Origin of the sequence: Viridibacillus soli, from assembly GCF_016612995.1 — a bacterium.
Classification (GTDB): Bacteria; Bacillota; Bacilli; order Bacillales_A; family Planococcaceae; genus Viridibacillus; species Viridibacillus soli.
In genome coordinates this window covers 1-21,787 of the sequence record NZ_JAEOAH010000048.1, presented here as the reverse complement: position 1 = coordinate 21,787, position 21,787 = coordinate 1, and the positions used below count along the sequence as shown (strand labels likewise).

The window sequence follows — 21,787 nt, the reverse complement described above, 5'->3', positions numbered from 1 at the left end:
GATAGATGAATAACAATTTAAAATTACCGGTAATATTTAGAAATTCACTTGCTATGTATGCTAGGGTTCCTGAAGGAGAAGTAATTACTTTTACACTAATGCTTAGTTTCTCGAGCTATCACTTTTTATATATTACTTGCTATTGATGTTGATGTAATCAACTAACGTGATACATAGCAATCGTGCATACAAAGAAGTCTATTGTGAGTATCTGTATGAAGTACATGCACCTGTCAATAATATGATGAAAAGGTGGTGAGACAATTTTGAAACTTAAAATTTTAATAGTTCTGTTAATGCCTTTTATCTTTTTGAATAGTACTGGGTATGTATTTGCAAAAGATAAATCAGCTGATGAATTTTATTCTTCTTTATCTGAAAATGAACAAATATTCAAAGAGTATAAAAATGCTACTTTAAACGTCAGGAAAAAAGTTAATGGGAGCGATTTAGAGGTAGTACAGAAAGATTTAGGGGAATATTCTTTTCATACTTTACCTGCTGGTTACAAAGGGCAAGATCTTTATTTTTTTGCTTCTATATATGAGGATAAGCATATGATAGTAAAAAAATACGCTCTTTATGATTTAAAAGGTGAATTTTTAGAAGGAGAATTTGGTCGCTCGGCAAAAAGAGAAGCAATAGAAAACGGCGAATTTAATGGTTGGAAGAAGAACGATATAATGGGAGATGCTGAATTTTCTGATGATAATCCAACTGATTAATGTATTTCTAATTTCATGTTAGCTCTCAAAAAGTAAACCCCGAGTAATGGACATTGCAAGTCCATTACTCGGGGTTTTTCTATATCTAAATGGGTGAATGATTCAATTTGGCTGTATAAATATTTTTACCTTGACTAGGTTTGCAAATAAGAGTAGATTAAATATTCTAGAACTGTTCGTAATGGAACTATTCGAAAATGGAAGGAATGAGGGAATTATGAGTAGTGAGAAGAAATCTTCCATACGGTCAGATGAGCTTTTACATTCATTTTGGCATGTGAGTCATAGTATCAGGAGAATTGTCCATAGAACTGCTTTGGCAAATGATCTCACGGTGCCTCAATATGCACTATTAATAACGATAGCACCATTTGAGGAAATGACACAAAAACAGCTAGGAAAAGCAACATTTTATCCGAAAAGCACTTTAAGTCAAGCGGTTGATGGACTTGTTCAAGCAGAATTGATCAAGAGAAATCCAGTAGAAGATAATCGACGTGAAATGCAGTTGACCCTTAGTGAAAAAGGAAGACTGCTTTACGATAAGATGCAACTGCAGGAAAGTAATATTCAGCAAGTATTTGAAAAAGCTACTCAATCGCTAGGAGTAAAACAATATGATGAGCTGCTCTCAACACATCTCCAAATAGCCACGTTTTTGGAAGAAGAAGCTAACGAAAAAGGGGAATGTACAAAGTGATAAAACTACTGAAAAACCTATCATTTTATAAGTGGATCATTCTAGCAGTAATTGGACTTGTTTTCTTGCAATCCATGTCAGACCTCTTTTTACCTACACTTATGTCAGATATTATTAATAATGGGGTAGTAGTAGGTGATACTGCGTATATTTGGAAAATTGGTGGGTTAATGCTATTAGTTGCTACATTTGGAGCAGCTGCGTCAATCGTAGCGAGCTATTACTCATCAAAAGCGGCAATGGGATTTGGTCGTGATATTCGCAGGAAAGTGTTTAAGCATGTTGAGCAATTTTCACTTCAAGATTTTGATGAAGTTGGAACTGCATCACTAATTACAAGAACAACAAATGATATAACGCAAGTACAACAAGTAGTTATTATGCTACTCCGTATGGTCGTAAGTGCACCGATTATGTTTGTTGGTGGATTAATAATGGCGATTTCAAAGGATGCAAAATTATCGCTTATCATTGTTGCGACGATACCTTTATTAATGGGTTCCGTTTTTTTTATTATGTTTAAAGGGATACCGCTATTTAAAACTGTGCAAACAAGATTGGATCGTTTGAACTTAGTACTGCGAGAAAACTTAACGGGTATTCGCGTAATCCGAGCTTTTAATCATGAAAAACAAGAGAAAGTGCGGCTGCAAAAGGCAAATAAAGATTTAACGGATGTTTCCATTAAAGTGAATAAAGTGATGGCATTATTAATGCCAGCTATGATGCTTGTTATGAACTTAACGGTTGTTGGCATCATTTGGTTTGGTGGCATTCGAATTGATAATGGTGGTATGCAGATTGGTGACTTGATGGCTTTTATCCAATACGTTATGCAAATTATGTTCGCTCTTGTTATGGCATCTATGATGTTTGTTATGGTGCCACGAGCTGCTGTATCTGCCAATCGTATAAATGAAGTGTTAGAAAAGAAACCAACATTCCTTGATGAAGGGACAAAAGCGGCAGACCGTGAACGTGGAACACTTGAATTTGAACATGTAACGTTTACCTATCCAGGAGCAGAAGAACCTGTATTATCGGATATTAGTTTTAGCGCACAATCAGGTGAAATTACGGCCATCATTGGAGGTACTGGCGCTGGGAAATCAACATTAGTGAACTTGATTCCGCGTTTTTATGATGTGACAAGTGGTACGATTAGAGTAAACGGCATTGATCTTAGAGATTCTTCACTGGAGGAGATACGTTCAAAAATTGGCTTTGTACCACAAAAGGCACTGCTCTTTTCAGGTACAATTGCTGAAAATCTTCGCTTCGGAAAAGAAGATGCGACGCAAGCTGAAGTCGAACATGCAGCTCGCATAGCACAGGCTGAAGACTTCATAAACAAAATGAAAGACGGTTATAATTCTGAAATCACACAAGGTGGTTCAAACGTATCTGGTGGTCAGAAACAACGACTTTCCATTGCGAGAGCCCTAATAAGAAAACCTGATATTTATATTTTCGATGATAGCTTTTCAGCGCTTGATTACAAAACAGATGCAAATTTACGTGCTGCACTGAAAGATGAAACAAAGAATGCAACTATGCTTCTCGTTGCTCAACGTGTCAGTACCGTGGTTGATGCAGATCGTATCATCGTCTTAGATAAAGGAGAAATCGCTGGGATTGGTACGCACAAAGAATTGCTTGAACAGAATGATGTATATCGTGAAATCGTCGAATCACAGCTCTCAGAGGAGGAAATCGCATGAGTAAGCATAGTAAACCGCAACCTCAAGGCGGGCCAATGGGGCAAGGCGGAAATATGATGATGGCTGGACAAAAGGCAAAAGACTTTAAAGGAACATTCCGACGTCTGCTTGGCTTTTTAAAACCGCATCGCAAGCAATTAGTTATTGTGTTTATTGCTGCCATTATGAGTACGGTCTTTATGGTTGCTGGACCGAAGATAATGGGAAACGCGATTACTGAATTATTTGAAGGAGCATATAGCAAGTTTAAAGGAGTACCAGGAGCGGAGATTAACTTCCATGCAATTGGTCAACTTTTACTCCTACTAGCTGGATTGTATGTCATTAGCAGTTTGTTTAGCTATATTCAACAGTACATTATGTCTAGTGTCGCTCAAAAAACGGTTTATAATTTGAGAGAAGAGATTAATGACAAGCTAGAGAAGCTCCCGCTCAAATATTATGATGGCCGGCCAAATGGTGAAACATTAAGCCGTGTAACGAACGATATTGATACGATCGGAAGTACGCTACAACAAAGTGTAACGCAGTTTATCACATCAATTGTAACGATTGTTGGGATTATTATAATGATGCTGACAATCAGCCCGCTCTTGACATTGATTTCAATTGTTAGCCTACCACTCTCGATTTTTGTCATTAAACCGATTTTGAAAAGGTCACAAAAACATTTTGCTGATCAGCAGAGAACACTTGGTCAGTTAAACGGTCATATAGAAGAAATGTATACGGGACACCAGGTCGTTAAAGTGTTTGGTCATGAGAAAAAAGCTGTCGCAGAATTCGACGAGGTAAATGAGGAATTATATCAAGCAGGACGTAAAGCTCAATTCATCTCCGGGATTATTATGCCCTTAATGTTCTTCATCGGTAATTTGAGTTACGTTCTTATCAGTGTTGTGGGTGGTATTTTAGTAACACAACGCGCGATTTCAATCGGTGATATTCAAGCGTTTATTACGTATTCACGTCAGTTTACTCAGCCAATTACACAAACTGCGAACATTGCCAATATTATTCAGTCGACAATCGCAGCAGCTGAACGCGTTTTTGAATTGCTGGATGAGGAAGAAGAAATACAAGAAGTGACATCATCAAGTTTATCAAATGCAAAAGGTGCCGTTACTTTTGAACATGTTGATTTTGGATATGGGAAGGACCTATTAATAGAAGACATGAACATTGATGTACTTCCAGGGCAAACAGTTGCGATTGTTGGACCAACTGGAGCTGGGAAGACGACATTGATTAATCTATTAATGAGATTCTATGAACTAAATGGTGGAAAAATCAAAATTGACGGTCTTGATACTCGTAACATATCACGCGAAGATCTCCGGACAACATTCGGTATGGTACTTCAGGATACATGGCTCTTTAATGGGACGATAAAAGAGAACTTAGCTTTTGGAAAAGAAAATGCTACAGACGAAGAAATATTCGGTGCTGCCAAAACGGCTCGAGCCCATCACTTTATTCGTACGCTTCCAGATGGCTATGACACCGTCTTAAATGAAGAAGCATCGAACATTTCTCAAGGGCAAAAGCAGCTCTTAACAATTGCCAGAGCAGTTCTTGCGGATCCACCTATCATGATTTTAGATGAAGCGACATCAAGCGTAGATACACGGACTGAATTACTTATCCAACAAGCGATGAATCGCCTAATGGAAGGGCGAACTAGTTTCGTAATTGCGCATCGTCTCTCTACTATCAGGGACGCGGACTTGATCCTAGTAATGGACCAAGGAAAAGTGATCGAACAAGGATCACATCATGATTTGTTAGAACTAGATGGTTTTTATACTGATCTCTATAACAGTCAATTCTCAAATAAAAAAGCGATGTAAAAAATGGAGACTTGATTCCACTGTGGAATCAAGTCTTTTATATTTTGAAGCGGTAATTAGATATGGAGTTGAACTTAATATCTTATAGTTAGTGGAATAAGCACACTACAAAGCTGTCGGGCGAAGAAAAGGCAGCCTAGAGATGACTATTTTTTCGGTGTAATCCATTGTAGTAGGCGGTGGATACATACCTGACAATTAGTCACAACCTTGCTTTCTTGATTGCCTAACTAAATAAGCACTAATATTATTGCAGTTGACTTTGCCCTTAGGGTAAGGTGTATAAATGAATTGAACAAAGTATTGATATTTAAAGCTTTTATTCCGTATAAAAAAATGAAAAATGGAGGTGAACACTTGCTATCAATTGGAGAATTCTCAAAGATATGTGGAGTATCTACAAAAACGCTTCGATATTATGATGAAATTGGATTAATTAATCCGGATGAGATTAATCCTGAAAACGGTTATAGGTATTATTCCATCAGGCAACTAAAAAACATGCTCTTTATCAACCGTTTGAAATCTTATCATTTTTCTCTGGAAGAAATCAAAGCCATTCTGGAATTGGAAGAGGATCAATCGGAAGAGAAGCTTTGTTCTACACTTAATTACAAAAGGAAGGAAATACAGGAAACTCTAAATGCTCTTGAATTTATCCTAAAACAAATGAGTAGTGATATTTTAAATTTAGAGAAGGGCATACCAATTATGTCATGCCTTGACAATATAGAAGTACAACTTGTTGAAACCGAGACAATGAATATTCTTTATATGCGTCAGATGATTAGTAGTGATGACTATGTTGTAGGATATGGAAAGTATTTTAGCAGGCTATTTGAAAAAATTGCTACTGAAAAACTAACTTTTCTTGGTACGCCAATGACTATTTATCACAGCCCTGAATACAATCCTGCCGGCAATGATACAGAGTTTGCCATCCCGATAGAGGAGACCGTAAAGGGAACGAGAGATTTGCATGGAGGCCTTTGTGCGAAGTCTGTTTTAAAAGGTTCATATTCAGAATTGCCAGCGGTATATGCTAAGCTGATGGAATGGGTAGAAAATGAAGGATATGAGTTGGTGAAATCACCATATGAAGTATATGTAACCGATCCCAATCAAGCCACCGAACCTAAGGATATTGTTACCGAGGTGTATTTTCCTGTAAAGAAAAAATAGTAGCAAGACCAAGACCTGACAAATTCCTTAACGCTAGCTAAACAAAATAAAAAACGTCTTTTAGAGAGGTGTCTATAATGCAAAGAAACTACTGGCCAACTACAGAATGGCAAGCCGTAGACCCGGCAACCTTGAGAATGGACTCTGAAAAGCTTTCAGAGATTGAACCTATGATAAAATCCGAGTACGGCAATATTAACGGTATTGTTGTTGTGAGAAATGGAAATATTGCTTTTGAAAGATATTATAATGGCTATGGCCCCGATGATACGCACCATGTGGCATCTGTAACGAAAAGTATAATATCTGCCCTCATTGGTATTGCCATAGATGCAAGATATATTAAAGATGTAGACCAAAAGGTGCTAGATTTTTTTCCCGAATATGTTCCCGATGCTGCTGATAGGCAAAAACGAGAAATCACCATACGCCATCTTCTCACTATGACGGCTCCCTATCCATTTGAGGACTGGCAAGAACCGCTGGACAAAATGTGTATGCAACCTGACTGGGTAAAATATACACTGGATATGCTGGGCCAAAAGGGGAGTATTGGAACTTTTAAGTATTCCACCGCAGGGGCGCACCTGCTTTCAACCATCATCACTCGTAGCACAGGAAAAAGTGCACGTGAGTTTGCCAATGACCGCTTATTTAAACCCACTGGCATGAAAGTAATCCCGGATTATGAAATGAAATCATTTGGGTTTGAGGATTTATTCGGGGAAAATGTGAAAGGATGGGTTAAAGACTCAAACAGTAACTCCACAGGAGGATGGGGACTTACTCTAAGTCCCCGTGATATGGCACGTTTTGGTTTTCTATATCTGAACCGTGGCATTTGGGACAATAATCAGATTATCTCTAAGACATGGATTGACGAATCAACAGCGATGAACGCCAATAAATACGGTAATCTATGGTGGTTACGCGAAGAGGACGGAGTTTTTGCATACTTAGCACTAGGCGATGGCGGTAATGCCATTTGTTGCATTCCAGAAAAAGACCTAGTCATAGCTATTGCATCAGAATTCATCATTAATCCACTTGATAGGTGGACACTGATTAAGGAATGTATTATCCCGACTTTAATAGACTAAACTTATTACCATCAAGTCTGGCAAAGATGAGAGTAGAAAAATTGGAATTGCTAGAAATCTTAGTCTATGAGCGATGGAAAATAGAATGAAAGACCTCCGCAATTACCCAAAAATTGCGGGGTCTTTATCTAGTTGCTTTTTGTCTATATTGTTTACCACCCGTTGGTTTTTAAATGACTTTATTATCAAACAACAAATATAACCTAACGTTACGTCGCAATTAAGTGTATATTTTGAATAGTTAGATATTTTAGTTGAATGTAATAACAAATGACAATATAATGAAATAAATAGTTTATTATATTTACAGAAATTGCAGTCCGGATACCATGATAAAAAAAGGAGGTAAAAAATGGATATTTCTTATAAATTACTGTCGTCTTTAAGCTTTCAAGAAGCACATGAATTATTTAATAGAGGGTTTGAAGGTTATTTATTACCAATGAATTTACCTTTTGACACATTCATTAGTAGGTTTGGTAACGAAGGGTTATCTCCATCGATCTCCATCGTTGCGTATGATGGTGTAGAGCCTGTCGGATTTGTACTACAAGGGATTAGAGAAGTGGATGGTCAAAAGATTTCTTGGAATGGTGGAACAGGAATCGTTCCTGAATATCGAGGGAAGAAATTGGGCTTGTCTTTGATGAAGGAAGCAGAGAAAGTCTTATTGGACAGCAATGTTTCTATAGCTACATTAGAAGCACTTTCAGAAAATAGACCTGCCATATCGTTATATGAGAAGTGTGGCTACAAAGTAGTGGACGATTTGCTCTTTTTATCAGCAGACGGGATACTAGATGGTCAGTTACCGAATTTAGATGACTATGAAATTCTTAGAATACCTGCTACGCAATCAATAGGTTCAGATTTATTTCCAGCTATTGTACCCTGGCAAACAGATGCTAGTAACACACCTAAAATAGGTGGAGAGGCTGTGGTGATTACAAAGAATGGTGATGTGCAAGCTGCATGTCTTATTCGAAAAAAATATGTATTTGGTAATAAAACGGAAGGTATTACATTATTTCAAGTAACTGAAACTGGCAACGATAATGCCCTAAATACATTACTTGCTTATGCTTTAGAATATGACCAACCTATTAATCGTACAACCTATAACTTTTTAAAAGGAGACGGACGCTCAGTTTCATTATTAATGAAAAGTGGATTTGAAGAAACGCCGGTATCACAAGTTTTCATGACAAAAACGTTTTAATATAACCAGTTCATCACCCAAATGAGTGATGTGTTACATAGGATTTGGACAGTAGCAATGATAAAGTGTTGCTATTTAATAGACAGCATGACCAAACTTAAAATAGATCCTACCTATTTTAAGCTTTTTTATATGTGATAATCCATTCACAGTAAATGGTACTCGGTTGGCTATCAACTCTTAATCTTATACCACATAGTGTCTTATCAAGTATCAAAAAACTTAATTCCACTTAGAAACATCCTCAATTGCAAGTCCAAATCTGCACCTTACAAAATTCTATAAGTGACCCTATTAAAAAAGTATTCTTAAATGTGATATCAAAAAAGGAGAGCTTTTACATGAATCACCTGTCATTTCTTATCCAAACGACCAGCATCAATACATTGAGCAAACTATACTCGCTGATTACGCTTTTGAGTATGGGATAAAGCATTCAGCTACTATGGAGTGTTGTTAAACCATTCTTATGAACCTAATGCAATTTATGAGATTAATTTTAGAAATCACCCATTTGACTTTTATGCTTTCACGGATATAAAAGCAGGAGATGAGATTCTAATCAATTATAATGGCGATGTTGATGACAAAGATTGACTGTGGTTTAATCAGGAATAAAAAGGAGAGCAAGTTTCCTTATGGGTTGTTCAACAATTAGCAAAATCATATTCAAAACACGTGTATATAAAATTGATTCAGGTATTGATAAAAAAAGGTGATATATGTATTCTTAGAGCAAGTTTACTCCTACTGTTTCAATGTTTTGTTCAACTAACATAGCAGTTTAGTACAATAAGAAAAAGAATTTTACACTAAAGACGGGAAATCTTAAATATAAGGAGAAAAGCTTCTGTTATAAATTTGTGGGTACAATGTTATAAAGGGAGACTGGCCGCCTCCCTCTATACAAATTTAAAAGTAGTAATATCCTAAGCCGCCATAACTTTTCCAGTCATTACCGCGGTCAGGACTTCTACCGCCGTCATTCTCCCAGCGATCAATGTCCGAGCAATCATTGTCCCAGCCGTCAGGTATTCCTCCGCCACCTGGAGGGGTACCAGTTCCCACTACTGAAATACTCACAATATCAACAATGACATTTTATACATCATCCTTTTTTAAAAATTTCATATCTATATCTATATTATGTAATGTATATGTTTTAGTTCATTGCCTATACACCAAAAAAGGAGGTTATTTTAAGGCTGTTTTCTCGATAATTGTTGCTATTCAACTAACGGGGCAGGTTAGTTCAATAAGAAATGTAGGATATTGCCAAACAGAAAGATTAACTCGATAGTCGATTGTTGATTTGAAATAAAGTTTGATCGTTTGTAAAAAAGTTGCACCGTTCCCCCCCCTTTTTAACGGGGGCTTTAGTGCAAAAAGGGGTTCAAAAATAATCAAACTTTTTTACAAAGCTACAGGCCAAACTAAAAGGCCTGAGTCCGGTACAATACCGAACTCAGGCCCACAGAGCTGCCTCAAAAGCTAATAGAATCAATAATTGAAATACAGGAGCGTATTTATAGATTTATATATTACTCGACCCCGCCATTAGCGGTACAATAAAATTCAATAGATACATGGTGAGTTGATTTAATATCATTCAATACTAATATCCCCGAAGTAGTAACAGCATATGTAGTACCCATATCCATTGACATAAACTCATACCCCGATTGTGTCCAAGTTCCTCTATTTGTACTTGAACTTACAGATTTAATTCCTGAAAATAGTTGTCTTTTATAAAGTTCAAAGTATTGTGTATGAAAATTTCCCGTAACAGATAGAGTTACAGATGTACCTTTAGCATTAAAACCTTTTGACTTTGTTGCACTAACAGTACCAGATGCAAAAGCAGTAAGACCCTTCGTTGGTTTTGTTGGTTCAAGAACATTATCAACATCATCAACAAACTGCATGTTTGCTCTTTCAATTGCTATTCCTTTGAATTCATCTGGGTTAACCCAATCCGTAATCTCGTTAAAAGATACAACCTCTAAATCAGCATCTGGCTGTTCACTATTTACCTCTTTAATAATATCAACATATTGTTTGTAATACTCTTCTTTCTGCTGCTGCGTCAAATCTGCTGAAGCTGCTGAAGCTGATGACATTTGAAATATTCCAAATATCATAACTGCGGAGAACACTGATGATACAATTTTTCTCAATCTACTAACCTTTTTCATGATTTCATCACCTTTACTTTTTTTACCATAATTTAACTGTATAATAAAAGCGAAAAAAGGTAAATAGATTTATGTAGACAAAATATTACAAATATTGACAAAATGGTGTAGATCCCCTTGTTTTAAGGTGGGAGCTGGCTAGCCCCCGCATTGCGTAATTAAATAAGGAGTAGGAGCAACTGGAAAACGGGATAAAAGAGCATGAGGAAGTGCAAGGAGTGAAATAAAGAAATTAAATTAAAATAAAGCAAATTACAGCAAAGTAAAGCATAATCTTTAAAATGATTCGGGAACCTTCCTAAACTGTGACATGTTTTACGTACTTCGAAAAAAATAAGGCAACACTATGTGTATTACACGCTTTCACTAACATCAGGTTAGTTGAAATAGAATATATGGTACAATATGCAAATGAATAATTGTATATATTTGAGGAGGGTAAGAATTTAAATCTGTTAAACATTTTGGGGTTAATATAAGTGGAAAATCTGATGGATTAAAACTAATTACATAAAAGTAAATAGAGTATTTTCGTTTAATACATAAACAGGAATTTAATAATAAACTTATGAAATTTGTCAGTGAAAATAAGTTGTTTAAGGAAATTACTGAACTTGATCCTTTAAGTGAAATCCCTAGATATTACACTATGGTGTTAGATGAATACGCTCAAGCTTATATAGGTATAAGTAATAATATTAAAAAACGTATTTTAAATGCGATGGATTTTCAGTACTGAAATACTAAATCTAAAGATTTTATAACATTTAAAATGAAGATGGGGGGATAAAAGTATGAAAGCAGTAATGGATCAAAGGAAATGGCATTGGTTGGACTATTTTCTATTTTTCATTCGTACGATATGGATTACTTCTCATGGCTACTCCTCGATATTCCTTAGTACGACAGGTTCGGAAAAGTGGGTTTTACTTTTATGGGCTAGTTGTTCTTATCTAATACCCTATCTATTTTATCGGCCTGGGCTTATAAAATTCCAATATTATTTAATTGCCGAGGTGTTATTAACAGGTTCTTTGTTTATTTACTTATCGAGTCAATATTTAGAGAATTACGGTTTTTTATTCTTACCTATTCTTACTATCGCTTACGTTTGTCAAGTTAAGCCATTAATTTGGTTAGGTCCTTTCTTATCCATCTTAATTTGTCTAGCGGGTGCATGGGCCGGCTATCTCTCTACTGATGAGGATATCTTTGCACTCTTTATTGACACAACTATTTTTTATGGTATTGGGTTATGTTTAGGAAGGATGACCATTGTCAATAACGCTAATAAAGAGTTAATTGCCTCTATTGAGGAAAAAAACAAGGATCTGGAATATTACTCAAAAAAGATTGAGGAACTGACGATTAAGGAAGAACGAAATAGAGTTTCACAAGATTTGCATGATACAGTAGGTCATATTTTCACATCAGTCATAACAAGTTTAGATGCCCTTCCTTTTCTATATCAGGCAGATAAAAAAGAAGCAGAAAAAAGTATAAAAGAGATTTCAGATTTAGCACGAAATGGATTGAACGATGTGAGAAAAACAATTCACCAGATGTCGCCAACGAATCATCAGACGCTTGTTGAATCGGTGAAAGAATTGATTGTTGATTTTACGAAACATACATCAACGGAAGTAAAACTGAATGTTGAAGGGGAAGCGACAAAAGTCGGTGAAAGGATAAAGTTTGTCATTATTCGTTGTATACAAGAAGGACTTACAAATGCGAAAAGACATGGTCAGGCAACTTTTATTAAAGTAAATATTTCGTTTAAACAAGAAGAATTGATGGTTCTTATTGAAGATGATGGAAATGGTTGTAATGAATTGAATTTAGGGTTTGGCTTACGCTCAATGAAAGATCGAATATCGGCATTAGCGGGTACAGTTAACTTTTATTCTAAATTGAATAATGGTATGAGGATAACGTGTAAAATACCTATGGCAAAGGAAGTGTAATTATAATGATTAAAGCGGCAATTGTTGAAGATCAAGAGATTTTAAGAAAAAGCTTAAAAATTGTGATTGAAAGCATTTCTGACATTGAAATTGTTGGAACTGCGGAAAATGGAGAAAAGGCAATTGCTTTATGCGAAAGGGAAAACCTTGATATTCTTTTAATGGATATTCAAATGCCGGTGATGGATGGTGTAAAGGCAACAGATGAAATTAAAAAACGTTGGCCCAATATAAAAGTTATAATACTAACTACTTTTCAAGATGTTACACACGTTTTGAATGCGTTAAATGCTGGTGCAGAGGGTTATATATTAAAGGCTGTTGATCCTGAATTTTTAGTTCAGGGAATTAAAATGGTGTATCACGGAGGTTCCCTCATTCCTCAACAATTAGCAAAAGAGGTGTTTGGTCAGATACAATCAAATAATAACGAACACTCGCAACAACTAGACCATAACTCTATAAATCATCCATATGATTTAAATAATCAAGAATTAAAAGTTTTAAAGTGTATAACTCAAGGATTATCCAATAAAGACATTTCAGAAAAGATGTTTCTTTCAGTGGGAACTGTGAAAAATTATATTTCTACCATTTATTCGAAATTAAATGTAAAAAACAGATCTTCTGCTATTATGAAAGCAATGGAAGAGAGTCTTATAGAAGATAAGAAACATTGAAGTAAGAGAGTGTAGACAAAGTTAAATCGACTTTGTCTACACTCTTTTTAATTGCAACGAACTGGACGTTATTTTGAATTTATTAACTCTATGGGCAATTCATAATGTCCATCATTCACAAAATATCACGGTGAATAGTCTTTTAGATTTTCTCTATAAAAGAGGGCATCAATAACTTTTCAATAGTCACTTATTTCTAAAGAAGTAATATATTTTAGCCAATAGTCATGACTTATTAATGACTTACCGGCACTATAGTATATGACTTTTCATTTGTAGAGTAGACGTATGAATATGAAATGAAATTTAGAAGGAGATAAAAAAATGCATTGTACATTATTGTTAGAATTAAGTTCGTTTTATAGAATTTTTGGGGGTCTTAAACCATGAGAAATTTAAAATTATCAAAAAGTGGGAAATTAATATTAATCATTCTTCTGTTTTTTATAACATCATTAAATGAGAAGGCTTTGGCAGGTGAAAATAATAAAAATTTAGACATTTCTAAAATTGATGAATACATAAATAATGAACTTGAGAGACAAAACGTCCCTGGTGCTTCAATAGCGATAGTGAAAGATGATAAAGTACAATATATCAAAGGTTATGGAATATCGAGTCCTAATGGAAAGGAAATGACACCACAGACGCCAGTTGTCCTTGGATCTGTTAGTAAATCATTTACTGCACTAGCCATTATGCAATTAGTAGACCAAGGAATGATTCAATTGGATAATCCTGTTCAACAATATATACCTTGGTTTAGATTAGCAGATGAGGAAGCATCAAAAGAAATTACCATTCGACATTTATTAAATCATACCAGTGGAATCTCTGAATATGATGGGCAACATGCTATTTCTGAAGGCGATCAATCGTTAAAAAAACTTGTTGAGAGCTTAAAAGGACTGCGCCTAGAAAAAAAAGTTGGTGAATCATACCAATATTCCAATCTGAATTACGGTATTTTAGGTTTAGTCATCGAAGAAGTCACGAAGACTCCCTATGCTGAATATATAAGCAGAAATATTTTTAAACCGCTTCAGATGGAAAATAGTTATGCAGTTCCAAAAGAAGATAAAAACAATACGATAGCTACTGGCTATCAAACGATGTTTGGATTTAAAATGCCAACTGAACAATTAAATCATGAAGCGAACGTTCCTTTTGGTTATCTCATTTCAAGTGCTAAAGATATGGCAAATTATATGATTGCAATATTAAATAAAGGACAATTTAAAGGTGAACGTGTTTTATCAAAACAAAGCATAAACGAAATGCACCAACCATCATCTCTCATTGAGAATGATACTTATTATGCGATGGGATGGGAAGTAGATAATGATGTGATTACGCATAATGGCTGGACGGAAAATACATATTCAAGGGTCCTTTTAGATGAAGAGTATGGAATTACCTTACTAATCAATTCATTCGATTATTTTAATAGTAATCGATACGATCAGATGCTGATGAATCTATACAATTTTGTTAAACATAATGAACCTCTGAAATCCAGCGAAGAGAATCCATATATGATTTATATCATATATGATTTAATAATTGTTGTGGCGATAGCATTCATATCTTTTTCAGTTTATAAAATATTTAAACAACAGAAACGTAAAGTAACGCCTGTCAAGTTGTTAGTTAATGTAGTGTCTCTGATTGTTCTTAATTTCTTACTGCCATTTTTAATATTGTATTATGTAACCAAAGTGGTACCATTGTCAGCGGCAACATTATTTATTCCAGGTATTGGGCATGCTTTATTCATCATCCCATTATTCCTAATCATTATTGGAGTAATCAATGTTGGTAAACTAGTACGTAATAGGGTGAAAGTAGATGAAAGCTCAAAAAAAAAGGAGGGTAATTGAATTTATTGAAACTATTCATTTATTTAATGATTTTCACTGTGTAACTCCAGTTCATATAAAATAACATGTTTTTCACTCTTTTCAATTTAAATTAGCTACTAAAAATTCTTCGGGCACAATCTCGCTTCACTAGTGTTGCATAAATAAAGACGGAAAATCCTGTCTATTAATACTTAGGGTTTAGAGCCAAAAAAGGAAACACTTCAATAAAGGTGGCGCCATCCATTTGGTTTTTATTTACAATTATACGTGTGCGACAACGACAGTTTGCGTTTTACGGAACGGCTTTGCCTTCGATTTTTCGAAGCCAGATGTACGCTGGTTTCCATAAAGAAGCCCTTAAATATCGGCTGATCTACAGGGTTTTTCGTTTACTCTTGGTTTCAATTTGAGCTAAAACATTCAAGCAAAATACAATGAGGGCAATGAACACTTGGTTGTAAATTGCATTCTTGTTTTGACCATAGAACTTTTTAATGTTGAGAGGCTGCTTGATCCATTTGAAAAACAGCTCAATTGCCTAGTGTGATTTGTACATGTCTGAGAATTCATCAGAGATTCTGCTGTTTTGTCGGATCAAATGGTGTTGATTGACACCGTGCAAAATCGAGCAGAGAACTATTTCCGCTTACTCAAAGTGAAGGATTCAAAGGGGGATATCCTTTGTTTAATTACGAATCGCTTCGATTTAGAGCCAATCGAAACGTTCATAATTCAGGTAGCCACGTTTGAAAACGTACATGCATTCTCGGTCATCTACCATGACTTCGAGTTGATTGCGATCATGTTCTTTCGCTGTGGTGAGTACCGTTTTTTCGGGATAAGACGTTCCTTTTTCCATGAGCACCAGGCTAAGTGAAGCTTAACGCCCGCTTTTGTTTTACAAAATTCAGCCCATTTGTGATTCGTTAAATTAAGAGATAATGTACTCGAATCAATGATTTTTAAAGGCAAGACGCTTTTCGAGACATTCGTTTTTTTTTGTGGATTTGAACGACTAAGTCAAGGAAAAGCTGTTGGAAGATGTCTGGATGCATGCCGTTCAATCTGCATGACAGCTGGGAAACACTGATGGATTCTAAGTTCGTGCCTTTTTGAAGATGTTCGTCGAAAAGACAATCACTCAGCGCGTGCAGACTTTCTGTTTCCTGTAGCTACGCAAAAAGCAGTAATTTTAAGAATGAATCCGTCGTAAGTTTTTTCGTATAAGCATCTAATTTCATCGTTTTCACGTTTTCTTCAAAAAATTGAAGATTTATGGGTAAAAACCATTGTCCAAATGATGTTTCTCGTGTAATCTTGTCCATACGTAGTTCCTTTATTAGTATTTGGACGGGTTACCACCTGACTTTATCCATTATAAAGGACTTTTTTTATGCACAAAACAAGATTGTTGAACATTTTGAGTATTTTTGAAACTAAAGTTATTTTAATGCAACGCTAGTGGTTATTTATGTTTCCTCTTCAAATGAGTACAGCAAACTAGAGGTACGGGTTTCACCGTTCCTCTTTTTATTAAATACCGCCAATTAAACAACTTTATTATTCATTTAAGAACAAAGATTGCAACAGATAAAACTTATTTTAAACAACTTTAAAACCACCTACTTGATTAACTTGTAGGTGGTTACCGCATTTCTGGAGTTAGAATTAAACAACTTTATTATCTCTGCACAAAATCAACTATTTGAACTGCCTTATCTTCATTTTCTTTTCTTAAATTTTCTAGTTCTTCTGCATCTAATACCACAAACTTATTTTTGGCGTATTCGTGTGCTTTAACAATATCCTCGTCTTTAACGTCTTTATTACAACCCTCACATACCTTTTTATAACTAATTGGAGTATTACATTCTTTGTGCAACTGTCTCAGCTTTATATCTTTATTTTCAGTTGCTGTATGGAGTTTAACGGGTATATTAACCAATCCAAAACCAATGCAACCTTTCCAAACTGTATGCATATAAATTCACCTTCTTTTAACCTTACTATGCAATCATTTCCTCTTACTATCGCAGATCGATTGGACCAATTAATGTCGTTCTTTTCCAACGAAACAATTTCCCCTATTCGGCACCCTGTAGAGAACATAAACTCAAACATCGCTTTCTTCATTGCTGAATGTTTGTTTCTAAATTTGTTATTTCTATATCTTTAAAATATTTAATTAGTAATGACGCTTGGAGTTGGTAAGCCTTCAATGTCTGTGGGGAAAAGCCTTCAATTCGTTTGTCAGATTCAAATGCTTTCCATGCTTTTGACAGAAGCATTATTTCTACCTCCTAAAAAGTTATTATTAAAGGGATTATTGCCAACTCTATTGAAATATAGACATATGGATATTTTACTAACGAGGCAGTTAAGTTGAAGAAGAAGTACTTTTATATGGATATTACAAAATATAAAGATATTAACTAACGGCTCAGGTTAGTTAAGAATACATCTAGGGACCTAATGAATAAGTGGAATATATTATATGAGAGTAAGTGGGAGGAGTCTGTATTAATAAGTGGTTATTTATCTTAGTAGTTCTTATAAGCGTTTGTATAATGGGTTGTTCTAATGATAGCCTTAAAGGAGGTAATCCACCGAAGGTTCTTGTTGAGATTGGAAATGAAACATATCCAACGATACTTGGTACTTATTGTTGGACAGATAAATGTGTAGATACTACAGGTCCTGTTGAAATGTTAAATGGCACAGAACCCATTAAGGTTAAATCGGGGGAGACTATTTCATTTGTAATGGACTATGAACCACAACCAAGTGAAATTCACCTTTCTGAGTTTAGAGAAAATCAGGTAACATCCGATATTGCGGTTAAAGATAATCAATTTACCGCACCTACACAAAAAGGAATTTATTATTATTCTTATGGAGTCTGGTGGATGAAAGAAAAGGAAAAAAATGTTTCTAATGGTGATGCTGTTTATGCCTTCGTTTTAGAAGTAAATTAACTCTTCTTCAACTAGGGCCCATTAGTAGAAGATCGTTGAGCTGTTCAGACGGCTCTTTTTTCTTATTCAACTAAGGCAGCAGGATAAATTTTTAGAGGTGCAAGTTTGGAATTGTTAAATTTATTGGATACACCATGTTAATCAATATGAATTTTAGAGAACAGGAGATAAATAAAATGAAAATATATAAAAATAAAAAACTTTTTCAAGTTTTAGTAGTATGTTTTATTTTAAGTGTTTCCTTTTTACTTCTTCTATATTTTCTTACTACAAAAGGGATATACATACAGATTGGAACCCCACCAAACGGAATACACCATTATTTCCTTAACTGTTTATTAATATTTTTCACATTTTTATCTGGGATTTATTTAATTCATTATAAATTTAACGATAAGGGACTCACTATAATTGCAATAGGTATCAGTTCTTTTATTTCAGTTTTCGTATTGTTATATGGATTGATGACTTTAGAAGCTAAATATACAAAATTCTCTTCTCCAAACAAACAAGAGAATTTTGTGGTAATTGAAACAGGTCACGGAGAAGTATATCAATTATTAAATACGGGATTATTTATGACGCATTTAACAGATATACGAACCGATGATGGCTTTAAACCATTTTCAGATGGGGCATATCAATTAGAATGGAAAAAAACAAATGAATTATTGGTAAAATATGTCTTTGATTATATGAGTCCAGAAAATTATCACGAAGTTACAGTAACATATAAATCTACACAGATTGATGAATAAAAGAATGGTAACTGCATTAAAGGGAGGAAAATAATGCATATGACTAACTATTTAAATCGAATAATACAAGAATTAGTAGAAGCAAATTTGGAAAATTATTGGCCAGGTTTTAGTGCAACAAGGGTTCCAAAAATAATCAATCTTTTTTATAAAGAATTTGATCTGCCACATTAAATAAGAGCATGTTTTGAACAATCTTTTTTCAAAACATGCTCTTTAGATTTGTTCTCATATCAAGTTTGATTAAAATCATCTCACCTCTAAAGAAACTTATAGAGGTGAGATGATTTTTTATTGAATATTAATGTTTAATCCCACTATTTGCTAATCATCTAGGATGAACGTAAATTAAATACAAACACAAATAGGAACTCTGACTTTGTTTCGAAAAGAGTCACCTTACTGGATTAATGGTCTTTTTTTATTGAATCGATTGCTTATTTATAAAAACTTTAGCAGTATATTCGGTTCGAGGGAATAGAGAAATAGAAGAGCATACGTGAAAAATAAAACTTATCATTATGTACTTTTAAAATCTTAAGGATTCTTAAGTATTTTTCCTACTATTTCTTTAGGTTTGAAATGTATTCTAAAGCCGTAGAAAAATTCAAACCTAGGGAGTGGTAAAAAACAATGTCAACAAACCGTGTTACTTTTATCGATACAATGCGTGGGTTTAGTTTATTTGGCATCTTAATGGCGAATTTACTGATTTTCCAGTATGGCATGTCTCGCTCAGACGTAATAAAAGATCTATCCGCCCTCGATAATTCAGCTTTCCATTTATTGGAAATATTTGTAGGTGGATCATTTATGCCGATATTCGCTATTTTATTCGGTTACTCTCTTATTAAACTTATCGAATCTATACGTAAGAAAAAGGAGAAGAGTCGATGGTCCATCTTACGTCGTGCAACTGGGTTAGTTGCTTTAGGTTTGCTCCATTCATTATTATGGAAAGGCGATTTTTTATTATCCTACGGAATCATGACTCTATTTTCAATCCCATTTATTAATCGCAAACCAAAAACGTTATTTATTTCGGCTGGTGTCTTACTTTTACTTTCACAAGTTTACTTATTAATTCATCCATTATTACTTTTTGGAATGGGTCTCGCGAAAACACAAGCTTTTACAAATATGGAGAGCGAAAAGAAATGGTATTTGATTGGATTGTTACTCGTTCCTATAGGTCTAGCTTGTAAATCTTTTAGTCTTATAAATGGTACTTTTTCGGGCATGTTGATGGAGGGTGGCGGACAACTACTTTCAATTGGCTATGTCTGCCTTGCAGCTTTGTTATATAAAACTCGCCCTGTACAAATGCTGGCACCTGCGTTTGAAAGTGTCGGTAAACTATCATTAACCAATTATCTAATGCAAACCATAATTTGTACAACTGTATTTTATGAATATGGTTTAGGGTTATCTGGAAAATTAGGGGTTTTTGGCGGAATGTTATTTGGTATAATTCTTTACAGTTTGCAATGTATTTTCAGCCTTGCTTATTTAAAGAAATTTAAACGAGGACCATTTGAAACGATACTTGGAACTTGGACAAATTGGTCTTGGAACGGACAGATTAAGATAAAACATAAAGGAAGTACCTTACATGAATAGTGACTCGAATGAGGACTTTACAGATACATGGTGGTTGTTAGGGATATGTGTAGTTTTACCATTATTTGTAGCTGTAGTCATAACACTATTTGCCTTTTAATTAACATTTATCAACTAAAGAAATCAATCCAATTTATGAACCAGTTGCCATTCTTGAATAGGTAAGTGGTTCTTTAGCTGCCTTCTTTGAATTCTTACCGTTTCTGATACAGTAAGACTTGGGAATTATTTCTCTTATTTAAATTATTCTAGAGATGAATATCATCGAATCACCTTTTTACTCGCTATTTATACAGGAATGCGTAGAGGAGAAATTTTAGGTTTGAAATGGGGAGATATTGGTTTCTGAAAAATGGAAATAAATATTAAGCGTTCTTTAGGTTACTTTCCTGAAAAGGGATATATTTTTACTATGCTTAAGACAAAAAAACTCCATCCCGCAAACTCTTAGTAATGAATTATTAACACACCAAAAACAGCAGTAAATTTGGAAAAAAAGATTTGGGGAGGAGTATAAGGATCAAGATTTTGTCATTTGTAGGGAAAACGGAACAGAACAAGATCCACGAAACTTGTTACGCTTGATGAAACGATTAATTCGTGCATCGAATGTAACAAGTATTAGATTTCATGATTTACGTCATACACACGCTTCTATTTTGCTTTCTGAGGGAGTAGATATTGTGAAGGTAGCACATCGATTAGGTCACTCTAATCCCAAAATTACACTGGAAACTTACGCTCACCTTATTCCAAATCAAGATAATGAAGTAGCAGATATCTTCCATTACGCATTAAATCGTTCGGTTAGCAATTTGTGAGAAAATGTTAAAGTGTAGGGGATTTAAATGCAAGAATATTCCAAGTGAATACCATGTAAACACTTATATATCAACGTTTATAAGGTTTTGTGAAAAAATTTGATAGGTTTAGAACTAGGAGCGTTAATCCAAGAAGGCTAAAGTCACTTAATCAAACTAGTTTAACTTAGTAAATGCAGTTCGATTAAGTCTGGTTTATCAAGGTTTTAAGCAATCCTTAATTTAACTGAGTTAAATAAAATTAACTCAAAAAAATAATTATGTGAGCAAATGTGTGAGCATTTTGGAGAGCAAGTGATCTGTTTCTAAAAGCTTAAAGTAAATTAGATTTGATAATTGTCGAATTTTTTAAAGATGAATGTAAGGCATAGATGAAGCTCTATTGGTATTGGTTTTCTTCAAATAGAGTTGC

Annotated in this window: 19 protein-coding genes and 3 pseudogenes; 16 read left to right on the top strand and 6 right to left on the bottom strand. The window is 34.6% G+C overall.

Annotated elements, in window-relative coordinates; translation table 11 throughout:
- Positions 1–266 precede the first annotated feature (266 nt).
- The 8 genes and pseudogenes from JFL43_RS20090 to JFL43_RS20055 all read left to right on the top strand — a co-directional run bounded on the left by JFL43_RS20090 (position 267) and on the right by JFL43_RS20055 (position 9,094).
- Positions 267–725, top strand: coding sequence for a hypothetical protein (locus tag JFL43_RS20090; RefSeq protein WP_200750392.1), 459 nt, complete (start codon positions 267–269; stop codon positions 723–725).
- Positions 726–942: 217 nt separating this feature from the next.
- Complete coding sequence (locus tag JFL43_RS20085; protein WP_200750391.1) at positions 943–1,425, top strand: MarR family winged helix-turn-helix transcriptional regulator; 483 nt, start codon at positions 943–945, stop codon at positions 1,423–1,425.
- Positions 1,422–3,146 carry an ABC transporter ATP-binding protein gene (locus JFL43_RS20080; RefSeq protein ID WP_200750390.1) on the top strand — a complete coding sequence of 575 codons (1,725 nt, stop codon included), beginning with the start codon at positions 1,422–1,424 and terminating at the stop codon, positions 3,144–3,146. Before JFL43_RS20085 ends, JFL43_RS20080 begins: the two co-directional genes overlap by 4 nt.
- Positions 3,143–4,996: an ABC transporter ATP-binding protein gene (locus JFL43_RS20075; RefSeq protein WP_200750389.1), complete on the top strand. Its 1,854-nt coding sequence runs from the start codon at positions 3,143–3,145 to the stop codon at positions 4,994–4,996. The genes JFL43_RS20080 and JFL43_RS20075 overlap by 4 nt, the downstream gene beginning before the upstream one ends.
- Positions 4,997–5,353: 357 nt before the next feature.
- Positions 5,354–6,178 (top strand): MerR family transcriptional regulator, encoded by an 825-nt coding sequence (locus JFL43_RS20070; RefSeq protein ID WP_200750414.1) that lies wholly within the window; start codon positions 5,354–5,356, stop codon positions 6,176–6,178.
- 77 nt (positions 6,179–6,255) lie between these two features.
- Positions 6,256–7,278, top strand: coding sequence for a serine hydrolase domain-containing protein (locus JFL43_RS20065; protein ID WP_200750388.1), 1,023 nt, complete (start codon positions 6,256–6,258; stop codon positions 7,276–7,278).
- A 352-nt stretch (positions 7,279–7,630) separates the two neighbouring features.
- A complete protein-coding gene (locus JFL43_RS20060; protein WP_200750387.1) occupies positions 7,631–8,497 on the top strand; it encodes a GNAT family N-acetyltransferase in 867 nt (288 codons plus the stop codon).
- Positions 8,498–8,801: 304 nt separating this feature from the next.
- Positions 8,802–9,094 (top strand): annotated as a pseudogene (locus JFL43_RS20055) (SET domain-containing protein-lysine N-methyltransferase).
- 315 nt (positions 9,095–9,409) lie between these two features.
- On the opposite strand, the gene JFL43_RS20050 reads toward JFL43_RS20055, so the two are convergent.
- On the bottom strand, positions 9,410–9,565 hold the full coding sequence (locus JFL43_RS20050) for a hypothetical protein (protein WP_200750386.1): 156 nt from the start codon (positions 9,563–9,565) through the stop codon (positions 9,410–9,412).
- Between the two features lie 473 nt (positions 9,566–10,038).
- On the bottom strand, positions 10,039–10,692 hold the full coding sequence (locus tag JFL43_RS20045; RefSeq protein ID WP_200750385.1) for a hypothetical protein: 654 nt from the start codon (positions 10,690–10,692) through the stop codon (positions 10,039–10,041).
- 794 nt (positions 10,693–11,486) lie between these two features.
- Between JFL43_RS20045 and JFL43_RS20040 the strand changes: the two genes are divergently transcribed.
- The 3 genes from JFL43_RS20040 to JFL43_RS20030 all read left to right on the top strand — a co-directional run bounded on the left by JFL43_RS20040 (position 11,487) and on the right by JFL43_RS20030 (position 15,219).
- Positions 11,487–12,659 carry a sensor histidine kinase gene (locus JFL43_RS20040; protein WP_200750384.1) on the top strand — a complete coding sequence of 391 codons (1,173 nt, stop codon included), beginning with the start codon at positions 11,487–11,489 and terminating at the stop codon, positions 12,657–12,659.
- Between the two features lie 5 nt (positions 12,660–12,664).
- Positions 12,665–13,339, top strand: a complete 675-nt coding sequence (locus JFL43_RS20035) for a response regulator transcription factor (protein ID WP_234447917.1) — start codon at positions 12,665–12,667, stop codon at positions 13,337–13,339.
- Positions 13,340–13,725: 386 nt separating this feature from the next.
- Positions 13,726–15,219 carry a serine hydrolase domain-containing protein gene (locus JFL43_RS20030; RefSeq protein ID WP_200750383.1) on the top strand — a complete coding sequence of 498 codons (1,494 nt, stop codon included), beginning with the start codon at positions 13,726–13,728 and terminating at the stop codon, positions 15,217–15,219.
- A 274-nt stretch (positions 15,220–15,493) separates the two neighbouring features.
- Here JFL43_RS20030 and JFL43_RS23575 read toward each other — a convergent pair.
- From JFL43_RS23575 to JFL43_RS22830, 4 genes and pseudogenes are all read right to left on the bottom strand, one after another.
- Positions 15,494–16,526, bottom strand: a pseudogene (locus JFL43_RS23575) (transposase).
- Positions 16,527–16,888: 362 nt separating this feature from the next.
- Positions 16,889–17,182, bottom strand: a pseudogene (locus JFL43_RS20010) (Ku protein); the annotation flags it as partial.
- Complete coding sequence (locus JFL43_RS22835; RefSeq protein WP_234447921.1) at positions 17,095–17,310, bottom strand: site-specific integrase; 216 nt, start codon at positions 17,308–17,310, stop codon at positions 17,095–17,097. The pseudogene JFL43_RS20010 and the gene JFL43_RS22835, both read right to left, overlap by 88 nt.
- Positions 17,311–17,330: 20 nt before the next feature.
- A complete protein-coding gene (locus JFL43_RS22830; protein ID WP_234447916.1) occupies positions 17,331–17,489 on the bottom strand; it encodes a hypothetical protein in 159 nt (52 codons plus the stop codon).
- A gap of 279 nt (positions 17,490–17,768) precedes the next feature.
- Between JFL43_RS22830 and JFL43_RS20000 the strand changes: the two genes are divergently transcribed.
- From JFL43_RS20000 to JFL43_RS19975, 5 genes are all read left to right on the top strand, one after another.
- The gene (locus tag JFL43_RS20000; protein WP_200750382.1) at positions 17,769–18,176 is read left to right on the top strand and encodes a hypothetical protein; all 408 of its coding nucleotides are present in this window, start codon (positions 17,769–17,771) and stop codon (positions 18,174–18,176) included.
- Positions 18,177–18,352: 176 nt separating this feature from the next.
- Positions 18,353–18,934, top strand: a complete 582-nt coding sequence (locus JFL43_RS19995; RefSeq protein ID WP_200750381.1) for a hypothetical protein — start codon at positions 18,353–18,355, stop codon at positions 18,932–18,934.
- Between the two features lie 33 nt (positions 18,935–18,967).
- Positions 18,968–19,108 carry a hypothetical protein gene (locus JFL43_RS19990; RefSeq protein WP_200750380.1) on the top strand — a complete coding sequence of 47 codons (141 nt, stop codon included), beginning with the start codon at positions 18,968–18,970 and terminating at the stop codon, positions 19,106–19,108.
- A gap of 459 nt (positions 19,109–19,567) precedes the next feature.
- Positions 19,568–20,554 (top strand): DUF418 domain-containing protein, encoded by a 987-nt coding sequence (locus tag JFL43_RS19985; RefSeq protein WP_200750379.1) that lies wholly within the window; start codon positions 19,568–19,570, stop codon positions 20,552–20,554.
- A 485-nt stretch (positions 20,555–21,039) separates the two neighbouring features.
- Positions 21,040–21,375: a tyrosine-type recombinase/integrase gene (locus JFL43_RS19975; RefSeq protein WP_200750412.1), complete on the top strand. Its 336-nt coding sequence runs from the start codon at positions 21,040–21,042 to the stop codon at positions 21,373–21,375.
- Positions 21,376–21,787: the final 412 nt, after the last annotated feature.